General features: G+C 72.4%; 12 protein-coding genes and 1 pseudogene. 9 read left to right on the top strand and 4 right to left on the bottom strand.

Annotation, left to right across the window (positions count from 1 at the left end; genetic code table 11):
• Positions 1–70: 70 nt before the first annotated feature.
• A complete protein-coding gene (locus ACZ3OF_RS29890) occupies positions 71–634 on the bottom strand; it encodes an ATP-binding protein (protein WP_467307858.1) in 564 nt (187 codons plus the stop codon).
• 208 nt (positions 635–842) lie between these two features.
• Here ACZ3OF_RS29890 and ACZ3OF_RS29885 point away from each other — a divergent pair, with 208 nt between their 5' ends.
• Entirely contained in the window at positions 843–1796 is a 954-nt protein-coding gene (locus ACZ3OF_RS29885; RefSeq protein WP_361676226.1) for an alpha/beta hydrolase, read from the top strand.
• A gap of 214 nt (positions 1797–2010) precedes the next feature.
• Entirely contained in the window at positions 2011–2802 is a 792-nt protein-coding gene (locus ACZ3OF_RS29880; protein WP_467307855.1) for a phosphatase PAP2 family protein, read from the top strand.
• Positions 2803–2981: 179 nt separating this feature from the next.
• Here ACZ3OF_RS29880 and ACZ3OF_RS29875 read toward each other — a convergent pair whose 3' ends face one another.
• The 3 genes from ACZ3OF_RS29875 to ACZ3OF_RS29865 all read right to left on the bottom strand — a co-directional run bounded on the left by ACZ3OF_RS29875 (position 2982) and on the right by ACZ3OF_RS29865 (position 6489).
• The gene (locus ACZ3OF_RS29875; RefSeq protein WP_467307853.1) at positions 2982–3989 is read right to left on the bottom strand and encodes a LacI family DNA-binding transcriptional regulator; all 1008 of its coding nucleotides are present in this window, start codon (positions 3987–3989) and stop codon (positions 2982–2984) included.
• 137 nt (positions 3990–4126) lie between these two features.
• A complete protein-coding gene (locus tag ACZ3OF_RS29870) occupies positions 4127–5665 on the bottom strand; it encodes a carboxylesterase/lipase family protein (RefSeq protein ID WP_361676235.1) in 1539 nt (512 codons plus the stop codon).
• 107 nt (positions 5666–5772) lie between these two features.
• Entirely contained in the window at positions 5773–6489 is a 717-nt protein-coding gene (locus ACZ3OF_RS29865) for a phosphatase PAP2 family protein (RefSeq protein WP_361676238.1), read from the bottom strand.
• A 665-nt stretch (positions 6490–7154) separates the two neighbouring features.
• Here ACZ3OF_RS29865 and ACZ3OF_RS29860 point away from each other — a divergent pair.
• The 7 genes and pseudogenes from ACZ3OF_RS29860 to ACZ3OF_RS29830 form a co-directional block, all read left to right on the top strand.
• The gene (locus tag ACZ3OF_RS29860; protein WP_361676241.1) at positions 7155–8435 is read left to right on the top strand and encodes an MFS transporter; all 1281 of its coding nucleotides are present in this window, start codon (positions 7155–7157) and stop codon (positions 8433–8435) included.
• Between the two features lie 245 nt (positions 8436–8680).
• Positions 8681–9619 carry a 5'/3'-nucleotidase SurE gene (gene surE, locus ACZ3OF_RS29855; protein WP_361676244.1) on the top strand — a complete coding sequence of 313 codons (939 nt, stop codon included), beginning with the start codon at positions 8681–8683 and terminating at the stop codon, positions 9617–9619.
• Positions 9620–9653: 34 nt separating this feature from the next.
• Positions 9654–11282 (top strand): carboxylesterase/lipase family protein, encoded by a 1629-nt coding sequence (locus tag ACZ3OF_RS29850; RefSeq protein ID WP_467307848.1) that lies wholly within the window; start codon positions 9654–9656, stop codon positions 11280–11282.
• Positions 11283–11632: 350 nt separating this feature from the next.
• Positions 11633–12853, top strand: coding sequence for a saccharopine dehydrogenase family protein (locus ACZ3OF_RS29845; protein WP_467307846.1), 1221 nt, complete (start codon positions 11633–11635; stop codon positions 12851–12853).
• 109 nt (positions 12854–12962) lie between these two features.
• Positions 12963–14471, top strand: a complete 1509-nt coding sequence (locus tag ACZ3OF_RS29840) for an APC family permease (RefSeq protein ID WP_361676253.1) — start codon at positions 12963–12965, stop codon at positions 14469–14471.
• Between the two features lies 1 nt (position 14472).
• The gene (locus ACZ3OF_RS29835) at positions 14473–14889 is read left to right on the top strand and encodes a universal stress protein (RefSeq protein WP_361608872.1); all 417 of its coding nucleotides are present in this window, start codon (positions 14473–14475) and stop codon (positions 14887–14889) included.
• Positions 14890–15009: 120 nt separating this feature from the next.
• A pseudogene (locus ACZ3OF_RS29830) lies at positions 15010–15137 on the top strand (dihydrofolate reductase family protein); the annotation flags it as partial.

Below are 15137 nucleotides of genomic sequence, written 5' to 3'. Positions count from 1 at the left end.
GTATCTCGATAATTTGGCGGCCGTCAATTTTCCGCGATATTTCCGAGTCTCGCGGCGTCGTCCGGGCGGCTCAGGCGAGGGGGACCCGCACCCGCACGCACTTGCCCAACTCGTGGACGAGAAAAGCGAGTTCGCCGCCCAGTTCGGCGGCCATCAGCTGGATCAGGAGCAGGCCCCGCCCGCCCTCGGCGTCCGGGTCGACCTCGGCGGCGGGCTCGGGCAGGCGGGGCGGGGCGGCCGCGCCGTCCGCGACCTGCAGGCACAGCCAGCCCTCGCCGCGGGAGACGGCGACGCTCATCCGGCCGGTCGCGGCAGCGGCGTGCTGGACGACATTGCCGACGAGCTCGCTGACGGCCAGCAGGAGGGTGTCCGCGACATCGGTGGTGATCCGCCACCTGTCGAGCAGGGCGCGGACGCGTGAGCGGATCAGGGGAACGGTCGCGGCGGTGGGCTCGGGCACCCAGTGAACGAAGACCCGTGTGGGGGCGGAGGCCTGGATGTGGTCCGAGGGGCGGCTCGGGGCGGCGCCGGGGGAGTCGGCGAGGGTGCGGCCCGGGGCGCGGGGCGTGGCGGGGACCGAGTGGCGGTCAGTGGCCGGAACGCGGGGTGCGGGGTGGGCGGTGGCGGCGAGCATGACGTGCTCCCAGAGGGGGATGCGCAACGCGACCGGTCGGTCACTCGTGTAACCAACTCGAGAGTCGGACAGCTTTTGGGCTTGTCGTCAGCGGAAACGCGTCGCTAGAGTTTTGATAACACGTGTAACACGTTACGTCTCCCCGGGCGCCAGGCGCAAGCATTTCGGACAAATTGCGCCGAACCCCGGGGCCGGCAGAAGGGCCGCAATGACGCAATCCCACCCGGCCGAGCTCGACCTGGCCGACATGACCTGGCCGCCCCCGCCCTACCAGCCCCCGGTGCCGCCCGTGACGGACGAGCACGGGGTGCGCCGCTTCCACGGGGTCACGTACGCCACCACGCCCGGCTACCGCCCGCGGCTCCTCGATGTCCAAGTCCCGTCAGGGGAAGGGCCGTTCCCTGTGGTCGTCTGGATCCACGGCGGAGGATGGCTGGACGGCGACCGCCGCTACCCGCCGCCGACCGTGCCGGTCGCTCTGCTGCACGGATCGGTCCTGGCCGCCGGGCTCGCGCTCGTCTCCATCGACTACCGGCACAGCCTCGAAGCCCCCTTCCCGGCCCAGCTGCACGACGTGAAGGCCGCGATCCGTTACGTCCGCCGGTTCGCCGACGACCTCGGCATCGACCCGGACCGGATCGCCGTCTGGGGCGAGTCGGCGGGCGGCCACCTGGCCGCCCTCGCCGGTCTCGTCGGCCCGGACAGCGCCGACGCCGAGGCGCTGGAGGGCGCGCACGGGGTGGGCGCCGGGGACACCGGTGTCCGGGCGGTCGTCGACTGGTACGGGGTCTCCGACCTCGCCGCCCTGGCCGGTCACCCGCTGCCGGGGATGCCCCCCGGCGGCGACTTCCCCGACCCGTACGACGCCCTGCTCGGGGGGACCGAGGCGGAGCGCCCGGCGCTGGCTCGGACCGCGAGCCCCGTCACGTACGCCGCGGGCTCGACCCCACCGCCTTTCCTGCTGATCCACGGCACGCGGGACGGCCTGGTCCCCTACAGCCAGAGCGAGGCGCTCGCCGAGGCCCTCGCGGGGGCGGGCGGCGATGTGACCCTGCGACCCGTCGAGGGCGCCGACCACATCTTCCTCGGCTCCACGGACATCGCGGGGATCGTCGCGGAAAGCGTCGCGTTCCTGGCGCGGCATCTGGACGCGAAGGTCTGAGGCCGCTGGGCGGCCGGACTCGGGGGCCGGAAGGTTCCCGAGCCGGTGCACCACCGTCGGCCCGCGTACTCCCTCCCTGTTCCACTCCTTCCTCCCCCTTCTTCCGCTGCCGTCGGCGGTCCGGCCCGTCCGAACGGGCCCCGTCCCGCAGGTCCTGCGGATACGCCGACCACCCCAAGGGCCGCGCCATCCCCCGCGGTCGCGAGAGGCACTCATGTCCACCCATCCGGTCATCCCCTCCCCGCACCCCGAGAGACCGCCTGTCACCGAGAGACCGCCGCTCGCCGAGAGGCCGTCCCGTACGGACAGGCCGACCGAGGCGGGGTCGGCGCGCCGGCCCGGTGTCCTCGCGGCGGGGCTCCTGCTGCTCGGCGCCGCCACGCTGCCCGCCCTCGCCGTCCGGCCCGACCCGGCCGAACCGCCGTTCCAGGGCCTGGACGACCAGTGGCTGGCCTGGATGGGCGGCCCGCACGACGGGCCGTACGCCGTCCTCGCCGCGGCCCTGAACTGGTTCGGCGGCCCACTGGGTGTCGTCGTACCGCTCGCCCTGCTGCTCTTCCTGCTCCTCCGCGGGCGCTGGGTCTCCGTCGGCTTCCTGCTCGGCGTCTATCTCGCCGGCAATCTGCTCGTCGTCCAGGGGCTCAAGCACCTGGTGGACCGGCCACGACCGGCGAACCCGCTGGTCCGTGTCGACCACGGCTCGTTCCCGTCCGGCCATGTGGCCGGGGCGGCGCTGCTCGTCGTACTCGTCGGGGTGCTGCTGGTCCCGGCCGCCCGGCGGCGGGCATGGTGGCTCGGGGGAGTGGTGTTCACGCTGGCCATGATGTGGAGCCGTACGTGGCTCCACGCGCACTGGCTCACCGACACGGCTGCCGGTGCGGCCGCCGGTGCCGGCGCGGGCCTGCTGGCGTGGTGGCTCTGCGCTCCGGCGCTCGCCCGGGAAGCCGCTCGCGGCCGCCGGGGGGCGGCCGCGACGGCCCCGGACACCGCCCCGGCGGCTCCGTAGCAGCCTTCCCTCGAGCGCGCTTCGGCCGACGCGCGGTGCGACCGACCGCGCGCGGCCCGACCCACCGCGTGCGGCTCAACCTTCCGCGCGCGGCCCGGCCGCGCCCACGCCGACGGCGCCCTGGCCCTGCGCGGGCCCGGGCGCCGTCGGGGATTCGTACCGCATGGGGATGCGGAAGCTCAGGACGTCTGGCGGTGGACGAGTACGGCCCTTATGGCCGGGAGGGGTGCGGTCGAACCGGTCTCGATCAGCTCGTGCAGGGCGTTCGCGACCTGCGCCGGCGAGGCGAGATCCAGGCGGACCGTGGTGAGCGCGGGCTGCTGGAACGCGGAGAGGACGAGGTCGTCGGAGCCGACGATCGCCACCTCGTCCGGTACGGCGATCCCCTCGGCCCGGAGCGCGTGCAGGAGCAGCGCGGCGTACTCGTCGTTGTAGGCGAAGACGGAGTCGAGGTCCAGGCTCGCCCAGCGCCGGGCGAGCGCGGTCGCCGACTCCCGGGTGTAGGCGAGCTCCAGCGGGGTGACCGTGGCCATGTGCCGGGCGGCCACCGATTCCGCTCCCGCGAGGCGCGGCTCGGCGAGCGCGCCGAGGCCGCGCTCCTGGGGCATGACGACGCCGATCCGGGTCCGGCCGCGCGCGATCAGGTGCTCGGCGGCCACGGCGCCGATGTGGGCGTGGTCGAAGCCGATGGTGTGGACGCCGGACACGGGGTGGGACGCGAAGGCCAGGATCCCGCGGACCCCCGCGCGGCGCAGCAACTCGGCGGCCTGCGGGGTGAGTCGGTCGCCGTCGAGGGCGACGACCGCCGCGGGGCGCAGCTCGGCCCAGGCCCGGGCGGCGTCGACGGGATCGCTGAAGCGACCCGCGTGGAGGACGGCCGTGTAGCCGTGGCGGTCGAGTTCGCTGTGCAGGTCGTCGACCCAGTCGCTGACGAGCCGGCCGATCGCGGAGATCGACGCGGGCATCAGGACGAGATTGCTGCGTCCCGCGCGCAGGGACCGGGCGGCGGCGTGCGGGACGTATCCGAGCCGGTCGGCCGCGTCCAGGACGCGGGCGCGCGTGCTCTCGCTGACGCGGTGGCCCGGGGTGTCGTTCAGTACGAAGGAGACGGTGGCACGTGACACTCCGGCGAGGCGTGCCACATCGGCGCTCGTGATCGAGGCGGGGACGGGGGTTTCTTCTGCCATGACGTCCCGTGACGCTCCTTGCAAGGTTCGTGTCTGCGGTTGTGCCTGCTTTCTCCGTCGAGGTTACACGAGTTAGATCACGAGTGCGGTGGGCCGCGCGTGACTTTCGCGCGGCCCACCTGTCACGACCTCGGCTCCTACGCGTCCGTTCCGTGCAGGCGGCGCGAGTCACCGGCGAGGTCCCCGACGGCGGTCACCACCGAGTCGAAGCGCATCGTGGTGCGGCTCTCCCTGTCGTACGGGTCCCATGCCGGCATCTCCGGATGGTTGGGGTCGCCCGTGCGGGCGAAGGCGATCCATGCCTGGTGCATGGTCCGCGCCAGGCCGTCGCGGACCGCCGGGTCGAGTCCGGCCACGAACGGCGCGTGCGCCCACTGGTCGAAGTTGGCGAAGACGAAGGGGAGTTCGAGGCAGTGGGCGGCACCCAGCCGGCCGTCGTGCGCCGGCGTGGGGAGATCGAACTGGTAGGCCCAGACAGGCCGCCCCGACTCCGCCCTGGCCTCGGCGAGTCGAAGGGCGGGTACGCGGAAGAGCTCGTCCGTGATCAGGTCCATCAGTACATCGGCGGGGCGCGCGCCGGGCCGGGAACGCTCGTACGCCGTGTACACCCCGGGCGCGGCGTCGCCCCCGAAGGTCTCGGCGATCCGGGCGGTCACCTGCTCGCGGTCGGCGGCGGCGTACCCGGGGTCGAGGGCGAAGCCGAAGTTGGCCTCCTCGCGGGTCCAGCCGATCATCACGTCGACACCGGTCGCGGCTCCGTGCAGCAGGGCCTCCACCGGATGGCGTGTCAGGGTGACACCGTCGAGGACGGGCAGGAACGGGGTCGGCCAGTAGCCCCACCGCGTCGTGCGGGCGAAGAGCCCGCCCGTCGCGCCCATCAGCGCGGGCCAGGGCAGCTCGCGCAGCTCCGTGACGGTCTTGACGCCGGCCAGTTCCAGGAAGGCGGCGGTGCGGTCCGCGTACGCGTCAGGGCCGGGGAGGTCCAGGCCGAACGGCGGGCTCTGCAGGATCACGCGCTTGATCAGCCCCGCGGCCTCGGGGAGCCCGGCGAGAGCAGCCGTGGACAGGGCGCCGCCCGACTGACCGGCGACGGTGATGTTCTCCGGGTCGCCGCCGAAGGAGGCGATGTGGGCCGCGATCCAGCGCAGGGCGGCCAGCTGGTCGCTGAGCCAGGGATTGCCGGCGCCTTCGGGGTTGCCCTCCTCGGGTCCTGTGTACAGATAACCCAGCGGTCCGATGCGGTAGTTGACGCTCACCATCACGAGATCGCCGTCCCTGGCGAAGGTCTCGCCGGAGTAGTTCCGCAGCGATCCCGAACCCGAGACGAAGCCGCCTCCGTGGATCCAAACGAGCACGGGGCGGCGGCCCTCGTCGGCCGCCGGGGTCCAGATGTTGAGGGTGAGACAGTCCTCGTCGAAGGGGGGCGACCCATGGCCGCCGAGGACCGGGTCTCCGCCCTCCATGTACAGCTGCGGGGCGCTGGGACCGTCGGCGGTCGCGTCCCGGGTCCCGCTCCAGCCCGGGTGCGGCCGGGCCGGACGCCAGCGCAGGTCGCCGACCGGGGGAGCGGCGTAGGGCACTGCGCGGAACACGGCGACCCCGTCTTCGACCACGCCGCGCAGGCGCCCTGCGGGGAGGTCGACCAACGTGTGGTCCGGGCCTGGGGTGAGAGCCATGAGTCGATCCTTCCTGGGCCGCGCGCCGAACACGCGCCGGCCTTTCGAGAGTATTGCGGAAATCTGTCGACCGTCAATTGATCGCCATATCGCGGTGATCCGGCCTCTCACAGCCAGAGGCTGTTGCTCGCCGTTCGCTCCGCTTCCGTCTTCAGGAGTGGCGCGAAGGCCCGCCACAGCACCAGGCAGGTCCCGGCTCCGGCCAGCGCGCCGGCCAGGGTGTCGCTGAGCCACTGTGCGTGCAGCCAGGTGCGGCTCCACATCATGGCGACGACGTACGCGGCGCCGAACAGCCACCACCAGCGTCGCGCACGCGGCGGGAACAGCACGATCGCGGCCGCGGTCATCAGCGTCACGGCGCTGAAGACCTGGCCGGACGGGAACGAGCCGTCGTTGACGAGGACCCAGGGGTGGGGCGGGCGCGGGCGGTCGACCAGATCCTTGAGGGGGAGCACCACGATGACGCTGGAGAGCACGGCGGCCGCGCAGACGTACAGCGCCGAGCGCCAGCGGCCGTAGATGCAGAGGCAGCCGCCCAGGATGAGCGGCAGGATCACCCCGAGCGGGCCGCCGAGCCGGTCGAGGACGGTGGCGAACCCGGTGGCAGCGTCGGCGCGCGAGCCGTCCATGGCGGCTGCCCAGCGATCGTCGAGCGCCTGGAGGAACGGGCGGTCGCCGACCCGGATCAGCAGCCCGATCAGCAGCGACAGGGCGAGAAGTGTGATCCCCGCGGCGAGCGCGTGGCGCGGCGGAGCCGATGGGAGGTGATGGGTGGGGAGGGTGCGCGGGGCGCGGGGGAGGGGGGCGTCGGAGGGACGCGACATGGCGGGCCTTTCACGGTCTTTCACCCCGGGCGGTGGGGCACGCGGGAAGGCGGTCACGGGGCTGAGCGGAGCGCAGTGCACCTGAGGGCGCGAACACCGGAGAGCGGGGGGAGGGGCGGCGGCGGGGGAGGGGGCTGCCGCGCTCGCCGGGTGGTACGGCCGGAGGGTCGTACGCCGCACGGGCGTTCGGGGTCGGCTCGGGCTGCCGGAGGTGTGCCGGAGCAGCGCCTGAGCGATGGGGTCCTCGCGGTGGGCACGGAGTATTGCGGATGCGTGACCCCCGCCACAAGAGCAAGCCGGCTTCGAGGTGCGATCGCCCTGGTCAGTGTGGCCTGTCGGATGGTTACACGTGCTCCACGTGCGCATCTCCCCTCGGTCACGATCTGCGCAACGACCCTGCGCAAGCTCTAGCCGAGTCCGGAAATGGGTGCTACACAGTGTCCAAGCGCTGCGGGTAACACGTGTAACAACATCATGTCGGCCGCAGCTGTCAGCGGCGGCTTCCGGTGACACCGCCGCCCCCGCGCGACCGCTCACGCGGCGTCTCCCTCACCCGGCCCGCCCGCCACCCGCGAACCCGGAACCGGTGCATCACCCGCCAGCACCCCGACCCACCCGGTTCCCGCACACCTCCATCTCCCCGCTCCGTCCTCCCAGGAGTCGTCATGGCCACGAACGAGCTCACCGATCCGATCGATCCGCCCGCCGCCGGCACCGGTACCACCGCCGCCACCACCTCGGAACCGGAAGCTCCGCGCCAGCGCGGGCTCATGCCCCTGCTGCTGGTCGCCAACTCCGCCATGATGGCGGTCTACATGGGAGTCGGCTCCGTCCTCCTGCCCACCCAGGTCGCCGCGATCGCACCCGACGACAAGGTCGCCGTCCTGGGCCTGATCGGGGGCATCAGCGCCATCTTCGCGACGGCCTTCAACCCGATCGCGGGCGCCCTCTCCGACCGCAGCGGCCGCCGCAACCCCTGGATCCTCGGCGGCGCGATCGGCGCGCTGATCGCGCTGGCCTTCCTCGGCAGTGTCTCCACCGCGCTGCTCGTCGGCATCGGCTGGTGCCTGGTCCAGGCGACGATGAACACCTACCAGGCGGCGGTCACGGCGATCGTGCCCGACCGCGTCCCCGCCGCCCGTCGCGGAACGGCATCGGCGCTCGTGGGCCTCGGCATGCCGATCGGCGGAACCGCCGGCGTCCTCGTCGCCTCGCAGACCGCGACCCATCTGCGTACCGGATACCTGATCTTCGGCGCGATCGTCGCAGTCGCCGCCCTGCTCCTCTCCGTCTTCTGCCGCGACACTCCTCGCACCGAGCCCGTGCAGAAGGCCCCCAAGGGCTCGCAACTCGCGGCATTTCTCTCCGCTCTGGCGAACCACGACTTCCGCTGGGCCTTCATCGGCCGCGCCCTGATGGTCCTGGGTTACTTCTCCGTCGTCGGCTACCAGCTGTACATCCTGGGCGACCACGTCGCGCTGCCCGCCGGGCTGAACCCGCCCGCGGCGATGGCGATCCTCACGCCGGTGTCGATGGTCGCGGTGGCACTCTCGACCGTCGTCGGGGGGTTGCTGTCCGACCGCTGGAACCGCCGAAAGGTGTTCGTCGGGGTGTCGGCCGCGCTGGCCGGACTGGTCATGGTGGTGCCCGTCGTCAGCCCCACCTGGACCGGCATGCTCGTCTTCAGCGCCCTCAACGGCCTCGCCTTCGGCTGCTTCATGGCCGTCGACACCGCGCTCGTCACCCTGGTCCTGCCCCGGGCGGAGGACGCGGCCCGTGACATGGGCGTCCTCAACATCGCGAACGCCGGGCCGCAGATCATCGCCCCGTTCGTCGCCTCCGCCATCGTCACCGGCCTGGGCGGGTACACCCCCCTCTTCCTGGCCGGGGGTGCCCTGTCGCTGATCGGCGCGCTCGCCATCCTCCCGATCCGCGGCGTGCGCTGATCCCGGCCGGTCCGTGCCGACCGCTGCCCGTGCCGGCTGCCGCCCGTGTCGGCCGCAGCCCGCGGGGAGGCACCCGCGCCGAAGCGACCGGCCGCCCTTGCTCCGGCGGGCGCATGCCGAGGGTCACGTGCCCGCCGGTTCAGCACCACCACCCTCGCTCCCCCAGTCCCACCTGCTCCACCAGCTCCGCCACCCTCGCCTCGCCCCACCGGCACCCTTCCCCTCCCTCTTCCAAGGAGCCCCCTGTGAGTCGCACGCGAGTTCTGCCGCCGGCCCTGCTGATCCTGTGCACGGCGGCCCTCGCCGGTACCGCGCCCGCCGCCGCCGTCGCGCCCGACGTCGCCTCGCCGCAGAACGCCCCCGCGCCGACGCGGCCCGCGGCCCCCCTGCGGATCCTGCTCACCAATGACGACGGCTACAACGCGCCTGGCATCCGCAAGGCGTTCGAGCGGCTCACCGCCGCCGGGCACGACGTCACCATCGTCGCCCCGCTCACCAACCAGAGCGGCACCGGCACGAAGATGTCGAACGCCCCCACGATCACGGTGAAGCACCCTGAGCCGAAGGTGTGGGCCGTCGACGGATCCCCCGGCGACTCGGTGGCCTTCGGTCTCTCCGAGGTGTTCGAGGGCGACGCCCCCGACCTGGTGGTGTCCGGTACCAACTTCGGGCCGAACGTCGCCGGGCTCGCCACCCACTCCGGTACGGTCGGCGGCGCCGTCGCCGCGGTGGAGTCGGGCGTACCGGCCATCGCACTGAGCACGGGCGGCCTCTCCGTGCCCGATCCGGTCACCACCGTCAACGCGATGGGTCCGACGCTCGACTTCGCCGTCAAGCTCATCGACCGGCTGCGTGTACGGGCGAAGTCGGGGCCGCTGCTGCCCAAGGGCGTCGGCCTGAACGTGAACCACCCTGTCGTCGGCACCGACGGCAAGGGCACCGCCGCCGGGGTGTCCACCACCTTCCAGGACTCGCAGACGCTCCTCGAACCGGACTTCGCGGACTCCGGCGACGGCACCTGGAAGGTCGAGGTGACGGTGGACCTGGGGTCGCCGGCGAAGGGCGGGGACCTGGAGGCCGTCGGTGCCGGCCGGATCGCCGTCAGTCCGATCAACGCCAACTGGAACACCGGTCCCGCCGACCACGCCACCACATCGGCCCTGATCGCGGGTCTGCGTCCCTGACCGCCGCTCCACACCAGCCCACTCAGGAGGACGGATGAAGCGGCCCGGAAAGCGGCTCACTCCGGCAAGACCCCTGCTCGGTACGGCCCTCGCGCTGCTGGCGCTGTTCACGTCGGCGGCTCCCACCACCGCGGCCCCCGCGCCCGACGCGGGGCCGCGACCCGTGGTCACCGTGGCACAGGGCAAGCTGCGCGGACAGAACCACGACGGAGCACAGGAGTTCCTCGGCGTCCCGTACGCCGCGCCCCCGGTCGGGGAGGCCCGGCTGCGGGCGCCCCGTGAGCCGCGCCGCTGGAGCGGCGTGCGCGAGGCGGACCGCCAGGCGCCGGCCTGTGTGCAGTTCTCGCCGTTCGGTCTCGCCGACCCCTCGGCCGTCAGCGAGGACTGCCTCTACCTGGACGTGTACCGGCCCAAGGGGGCCCGGGCGGGGGCCCGACTGCCGGTGATCCTCTGGATCCACGGGGGTGCGTACAGCCAGGGCACCGGCACCCAGTTCGGTGGCCGGACGATGGCCGACCTCACCGACAGCGTCGTGGTCAGCATCAACTACCGGCTGGGGCAGCTGGGTTACCTGGCGCTTCCCGAACTCGTACGGGAGAATGCACGGCGCTCCGGCTCCTTCGGCCTGTTGGATCAGGTCGAGGCGCTGCGCTGGACGCGGCAGAACATCGCGGGGTTCGGCGGAAACCCCGGCAATGTGACCGTCTCGGGCCAGTCGGCGGGCAGCGGCTCGGTGTGCGGGCTGCTCGCGGCGCCCTCGGCGGCCGGCCTGTTCCACCGTGCCGTGCTGCAGAGCGGGCCGTGCACCCTGATCCGCACGCCCGACAGCGCGCGGGCCGCCACGCAGGCCCGGGAGTTCGCCGAAGCGGCCGGCTGCACCGACCCGGACCGGGTCGCCGCGTGCCTGCGCGCCGCCCCGGCTGGTGCGCTGGTCGAGGCGGCGCGCACGCTGCCGACCTCGGGACCGGCCTCGGGCGACGGGCTGCTTCCGGTGGATCCGGCGGCGGCGATCGGAAGCGGGGACTGGAACAAGGTGCCCGTGCTCATCGGGAGCACCCGTTCCGAGTCGCGGCTGTTCGTGGCGCTGTCGCAGCCGCGGCTGACGGAGGCGGAGTACACGGCGCAGATCCTCGCGGGGTACGGCACGGCGGGCCCGGAGGTGCTCGCGCGCTACCCGGTCTCGGTGTACGGCTCGCCGTACCTGGCGCTGTCGGCGGTCATGACCGACTCCTCGTTCGCGTGTCACACGGCGTGGACGGCGCGGCTCCTCTCCTCGCAGGTGCCGACGTTCGTCTACGAGTTCGACGACCCCGACTCCCCGACCCTGGCGGGTGCGCAGGTTCCCGGCCTCGACATGTCGAACGCGCACAGCGCCGAGCTGGCGTACCTGCACGACTTCACGGCGGGCGACCGGCCCCTGACCCCGGTCCAGACGGCGCTCGCGACGCGGATGAAGCGCTACTGGGGCGCCTTCGCACGCTTCGGCGCGCCGACCGTACCGGGCCAGACCCCCTGGCCCGCGGCCCGAACCGGAGCCGGGAACGGTTCCGGGGCGGCCACGGTGCTCACGCTCAACCCGGAGGCAACGCAGCCCAGTTCGACGTTCGCGTCGGACCACCAGTGCGCCTTCTGGCAGACCCGGCCGGGCGGACAGCCGCTGTAGCGCCACCGCCGGCCGCACCGGCCACGATGCCCCTGACGCCCGGCAGTCCGGAGTCTCACTGGACGGCCGGGCGAACGGGCCGAGCGGCGGCCCGCGGCGAGCGCCTCGGCCCGCGGCGCCGGCCAGGGGCTGTTCTCTGCACCGACCGCCGGCAGTCGAGTGGTCAGCGGAGACGAGCCGGCGTCGCCACGGCGATGCGAGCTCCGTACCGGTCGGGCCGCCCAGCCGGCTCCCCGTCGTCCGGACGACGCCTACGCGCTGAATCGGGGACTACGCGGCATCATCGGAGGTGACGCGAGGGCCGTGCCGCGCCCCGGCGGGGCGGAGGCGGAACGAAGGAGTGTTGCACCATGCGCATCCTCATGGTGGGGGCGGGAGGTGTGGGCACGGCGATCACCAGGATCGCGGCCCGCCGCTCCTTCTTCGAACACATCGTCGTCGCCGACTACGACCCGACCCGGGCCGAGGCGGCCGTCGCCGCCCTCGGGGCCGAAGAGCGCAGATTCTCCGCCGCCCGGCTCGATGCCTCGGACGCGGACGCGGTACGAGCGGCCCTGGCCGAGCACCGCTGCGACGTCCTGCTGAACGCCACCGATCCACGCTTCGTCCTGCCCCTCTTCGAGGCCGCGCTCGCCGAGCACGCCCACTACCTCGACATGGCCATGTCCCTGTCCCGGCCCCACCCGTCGCGCCCGTACGAGGAGTGCGGCGTCAAGCTGGGAGACGAGCAGTTCGCTCGTACGGCCGAGTGGGAGGCGGCCGACCGGCTCGCGCTCGTGGGCATGGGCGTGGAGCCGGGCCTGTCCGACGTGTTCGCCCGCTACGCCTCCGACACGCTCTTCGACGAGATCGAGGAGATCGGCATCCGCGACGGCGCCGACCTCGTCGTCCACGGATACGACTTCGCACCGTCGTTCAGCATCTGGACGACGATCGAGGAGTGCCTCAACGCGCCCGTCGTCTACGAGGAGGGGCGTGGCTGGTTCACGACCGCACCCTTCAGTGAACCGGAGGTCTTCGACTTCCCGGAGGGCATCGGGCCCGTGGAGTGCGTCAACGTCGAACACGAAGAGGTGCTGCTGGTCCCCAGGTGGCTGAAGGCCCGCCGGGTCACCTTCAAGTACGGCCTCGGCGACGAGTTCATCGGCGTCCTGCGCACCCTCCACAAACTGGGGCTCGACAGCACCGACCCGGTGACCGTGGACGGCGCCACGGGCAAGGTCGCCGTCTCGCCGCGTGACGTCGTCGCCGCTTGTCTGCCCGACCCGGCGACCCTCGGTGACCGGATGAGCGGCAAGACGTGCGCGGGCACGTGGGTAAAGGGAACCAAGGACGGCCGGCCCCGGGAGGTCTACCTCTACCACGTCGTCGACAACGAGTGGTCGATGCGTGAGTACGGCTCCCAGGCCGTCGTGTGGCAGACCGCCATCAACCCCGTGGCCGCCCTCGAACTCGTCGCGTCCGGCGCCTGGCACGGCCGGGGCGTACTCGGCCCCGAGGCGATGGAGCCGCAGCCCTTCCTCGACCTGCTCACGGAGTACGGCGCGCCATGGGGCATGCGCGAGCAGTGACACGGCTCCGACACGGTCGGCCCACGTGCGCATGCAGGGACGGAAGAGCCTCCCTACGATGAAGGCGTAGGTCTCGCTGTTCTGTCTGGCTCGACGGGAGCGAGGGAACATGACCGCCGAGGATGCTGCGCCCGCCGGGCGCCCCGAGGGTCTGAAAGCCAACGCGATCGGATTTGTCGATGCGCTCGTCATCGGGCTCAACTCGACCTCCCCCGCGTACTCGCTCGCCGCCGTCATCGGCCCGATCGTCGCTCTGGTCGGGATCTATGCGCCGGGCGTGATGTTCGCGTCCTTCGTGCCGATGCTGCTGATCGCCTCGGCCTTCTACTACCTGAACAAGGTCGACCAGGACTGCGGTACGACCTTCTCCTGGGTCACACGCGCCATGGGCCCATGGGCCGGCTGGCTCGGCGGCTGGGCCATCGCGATGACCGGGGTCCTGGTCGTCGGCTCGCTCGCCGACGTGGCCGTGAGCTTCGCCCTGCTCGCGTTCGGACTCGACAGCTGGGTGGACAACACCTTCGTACGCCAGCTGCTCACCGTGCTGGTCATCCTGGTGATGACGGCCGTCTGTGTCATCGGCACCGAGCTGTCGGCCAAGGTGCAGAACGTCCTCATCCTGGCGCAGGTCGCCTGCCTGCTGATCTTCGTGGTCGTGGCGCTCTACAGCGTCTACGCCGGCACGAGCAAGTACCCGTCGGTAGACCCCGAATTCAGCTGGCTGAATCCGTTCGGTGCCGGCGGTGCGGCGCTGACCGGTGGGCTCCTCCTGGGTGTCTTCATCTACTGGGGCTGGGAATCGGCGGTCAATCTCACCGAAGAGGTGGAGGACTCCGCGACCGCCCCGGGCAAGGCCGGCCTCTGGTCGACCGTCATCCTGCTCGTGACGTACGTGTCCGTGGGCTTCGCGGTCGTCGCCTACGCCGGTCCGACGTTCCTGGCCGAGAACGCCGGCGAGGAGGAGTTCATCTTCGCCCAGCTCGCCGGGGACGTACTGGGCGGGTGGGACTGGGTCCTGCTCCTCGCCGTCGCCACCTCCGCCATCGCCTCCACCCAGACGACGATCATCCCGGCGTCGCGCACCGCCCTGTCCATGGCGCGCCGCCGGGCGCTGCCCGCGCACTACGGCCACATCAGCCCCCGGTTCCGCACCCCTGACGTCAGTACGTGGTGGGTCGCCGCGATCGCCATCGCCTGGTACCTGGCGGTGAGCCAGATCAGCTCCAACGCCCTCTACGACTCGCTCACCGCGCTGTCGCTGCTGATCGCCTTCTACTACGCGCTCACGGGCCTGGCCTGCGCGGTCTACTATCGCCGCCATCTCTTCGAGAGCGTCCACAACTTCCTGCTGATCGGCCTGGGGCCCCTGGTCGGTGCCGGGCTGCTGACCTGGCTCCTCGTGAGGTCCGTCGCCGACATGTCGGACCCGGCGAACTCCTACAGCGGCACGTCGTGGTTCGGCCTCGGCCCGCCGCTGGTCATCGGCATCGGCATCGCCGTCACCGGTGTGGTCATCATGCTCGTGTGGCGTCTGCGGGCTCCCGCGTTCTGGCGGGAGCGCCCGGGCGTGGCGGACCCCGAACTGGTCCACGGTGGCGGCCACGGCAAGGAGACCTGAGATGTCGGTCGTTCTGGGCTACGACGAATCACCCGGCGCCGCCCGCGCGCTGCGCATCGCGGTCGAGGTGGCCGCCGCGTTCGACGAGCGTCTCGTACTGGTCTACGGCGCCGCGGCCCCCGGCCCGACGGGCGAGGAGTACGCGTCCCATCACGAAGCGGTCCGTCAGGCCGGCCGGATCGGCCTGGAACACGCCGTCACGGAGGCCGACCGCGCGGGCGTCCCGACCACCGTCGAGGTCATCGACGACAAGCCGGCCCCGGCCCTGATCGATGCGGCGAACCGCCATGGCGCACGCGTGATCGTGGTGGGCAGCTGGGGCGAGAGCCCCATGCGGGGCGCGCTGCTGGGCTCGACGCCCCACAAACTCCTCCACATGTCGACCGTCCCCGTGCTGTGCGTCCCGCCGGAGGAATGAGGGCCGGACGCGGAGGGTGTCCGGCGTCGACCGATGAGTTCCGTCGTGATCCACAGTCAGAGATCATGATGGGTACCGGCCGACCCGCCGGGCACGCGACGAGACACTGGGGATTGCACGATGCGCACTCTGATCAGCACGGCCTTCATCTCGCTCGACGGCGTCGTGGAGGGCCCGGGCGGCGAGCCCGGCTACCGGAACTCCGGGTGGACCTTCAAGAACATCGAGTTCCTCCCCGAGGCGTACGA

This window comes from Streptomyces sp. NPDC022552, assembly GCF_055561875.1.
This window is presented reverse-complemented; position numbering and strand designations above follow the sequence as displayed.

Coding starts and splice junctions, on each gene's coding strand:
- ACZ3OF_RS29890 (WP_467307858.1), bottom strand. CDS start 634: ATGCTCGCCGCCACCGCCCACCCCGCACCCCGCGTTCCGGCCACTGAC.
- ACZ3OF_RS29885 (WP_361676226.1), top strand. CDS start 843: ATGACGCAATCCCACCCGGCCGAGCTCGACCTGGCCGACATGACCTGG.
- ACZ3OF_RS29880 (WP_467307855.1), top strand. CDS start 2,011: ATGTCCACCCATCCGGTCATCCCCTCCCCGCACCCCGAGAGACCGCCT.
- ACZ3OF_RS29875 (WP_467307853.1), bottom strand. CDS start 3,989: ATGGCAGAAGAAACCCCCGTCCCCGCCTCGATCACGAGCGCCGATGTG.
- ACZ3OF_RS29870 (WP_361676235.1), bottom strand. CDS start 5,665: ATGGCTCTCACCCCAGGCCCGGACCACACGTTGGTCGACCTCCCCGCA.
- ACZ3OF_RS29865 (WP_361676238.1), bottom strand. CDS start 6,489: ATGTCGCGTCCCTCCGACGCCCCCCTCCCCCGCGCCCCGCGCACCCTC.
- ACZ3OF_RS29860 (WP_361676241.1), top strand. CDS start 7,155: ATGGCCACGAACGAGCTCACCGATCCGATCGATCCGCCCGCCGCCGGC.
- ACZ3OF_RS29850 (WP_467307848.1), top strand. CDS start 9,654: ATGAAGCGGCCCGGAAAGCGGCTCACTCCGGCAAGACCCCTGCTCGGT.
- ACZ3OF_RS29845 (WP_467307846.1), top strand. CDS start 11,633: ATGCGCATCCTCATGGTGGGGGCGGGAGGTGTGGGCACGGCGATCACC.
- ACZ3OF_RS29840 (WP_361676253.1), top strand. CDS start 12,963: ATGACCGCCGAGGATGCTGCGCCCGCCGGGCGCCCCGAGGGTCTGAAA.
- ACZ3OF_RS29835 (WP_361608872.1), top strand. CDS start 14,473: ATGTCGGTCGTTCTGGGCTACGACGAATCACCCGGCGCCGCCCGCGCG.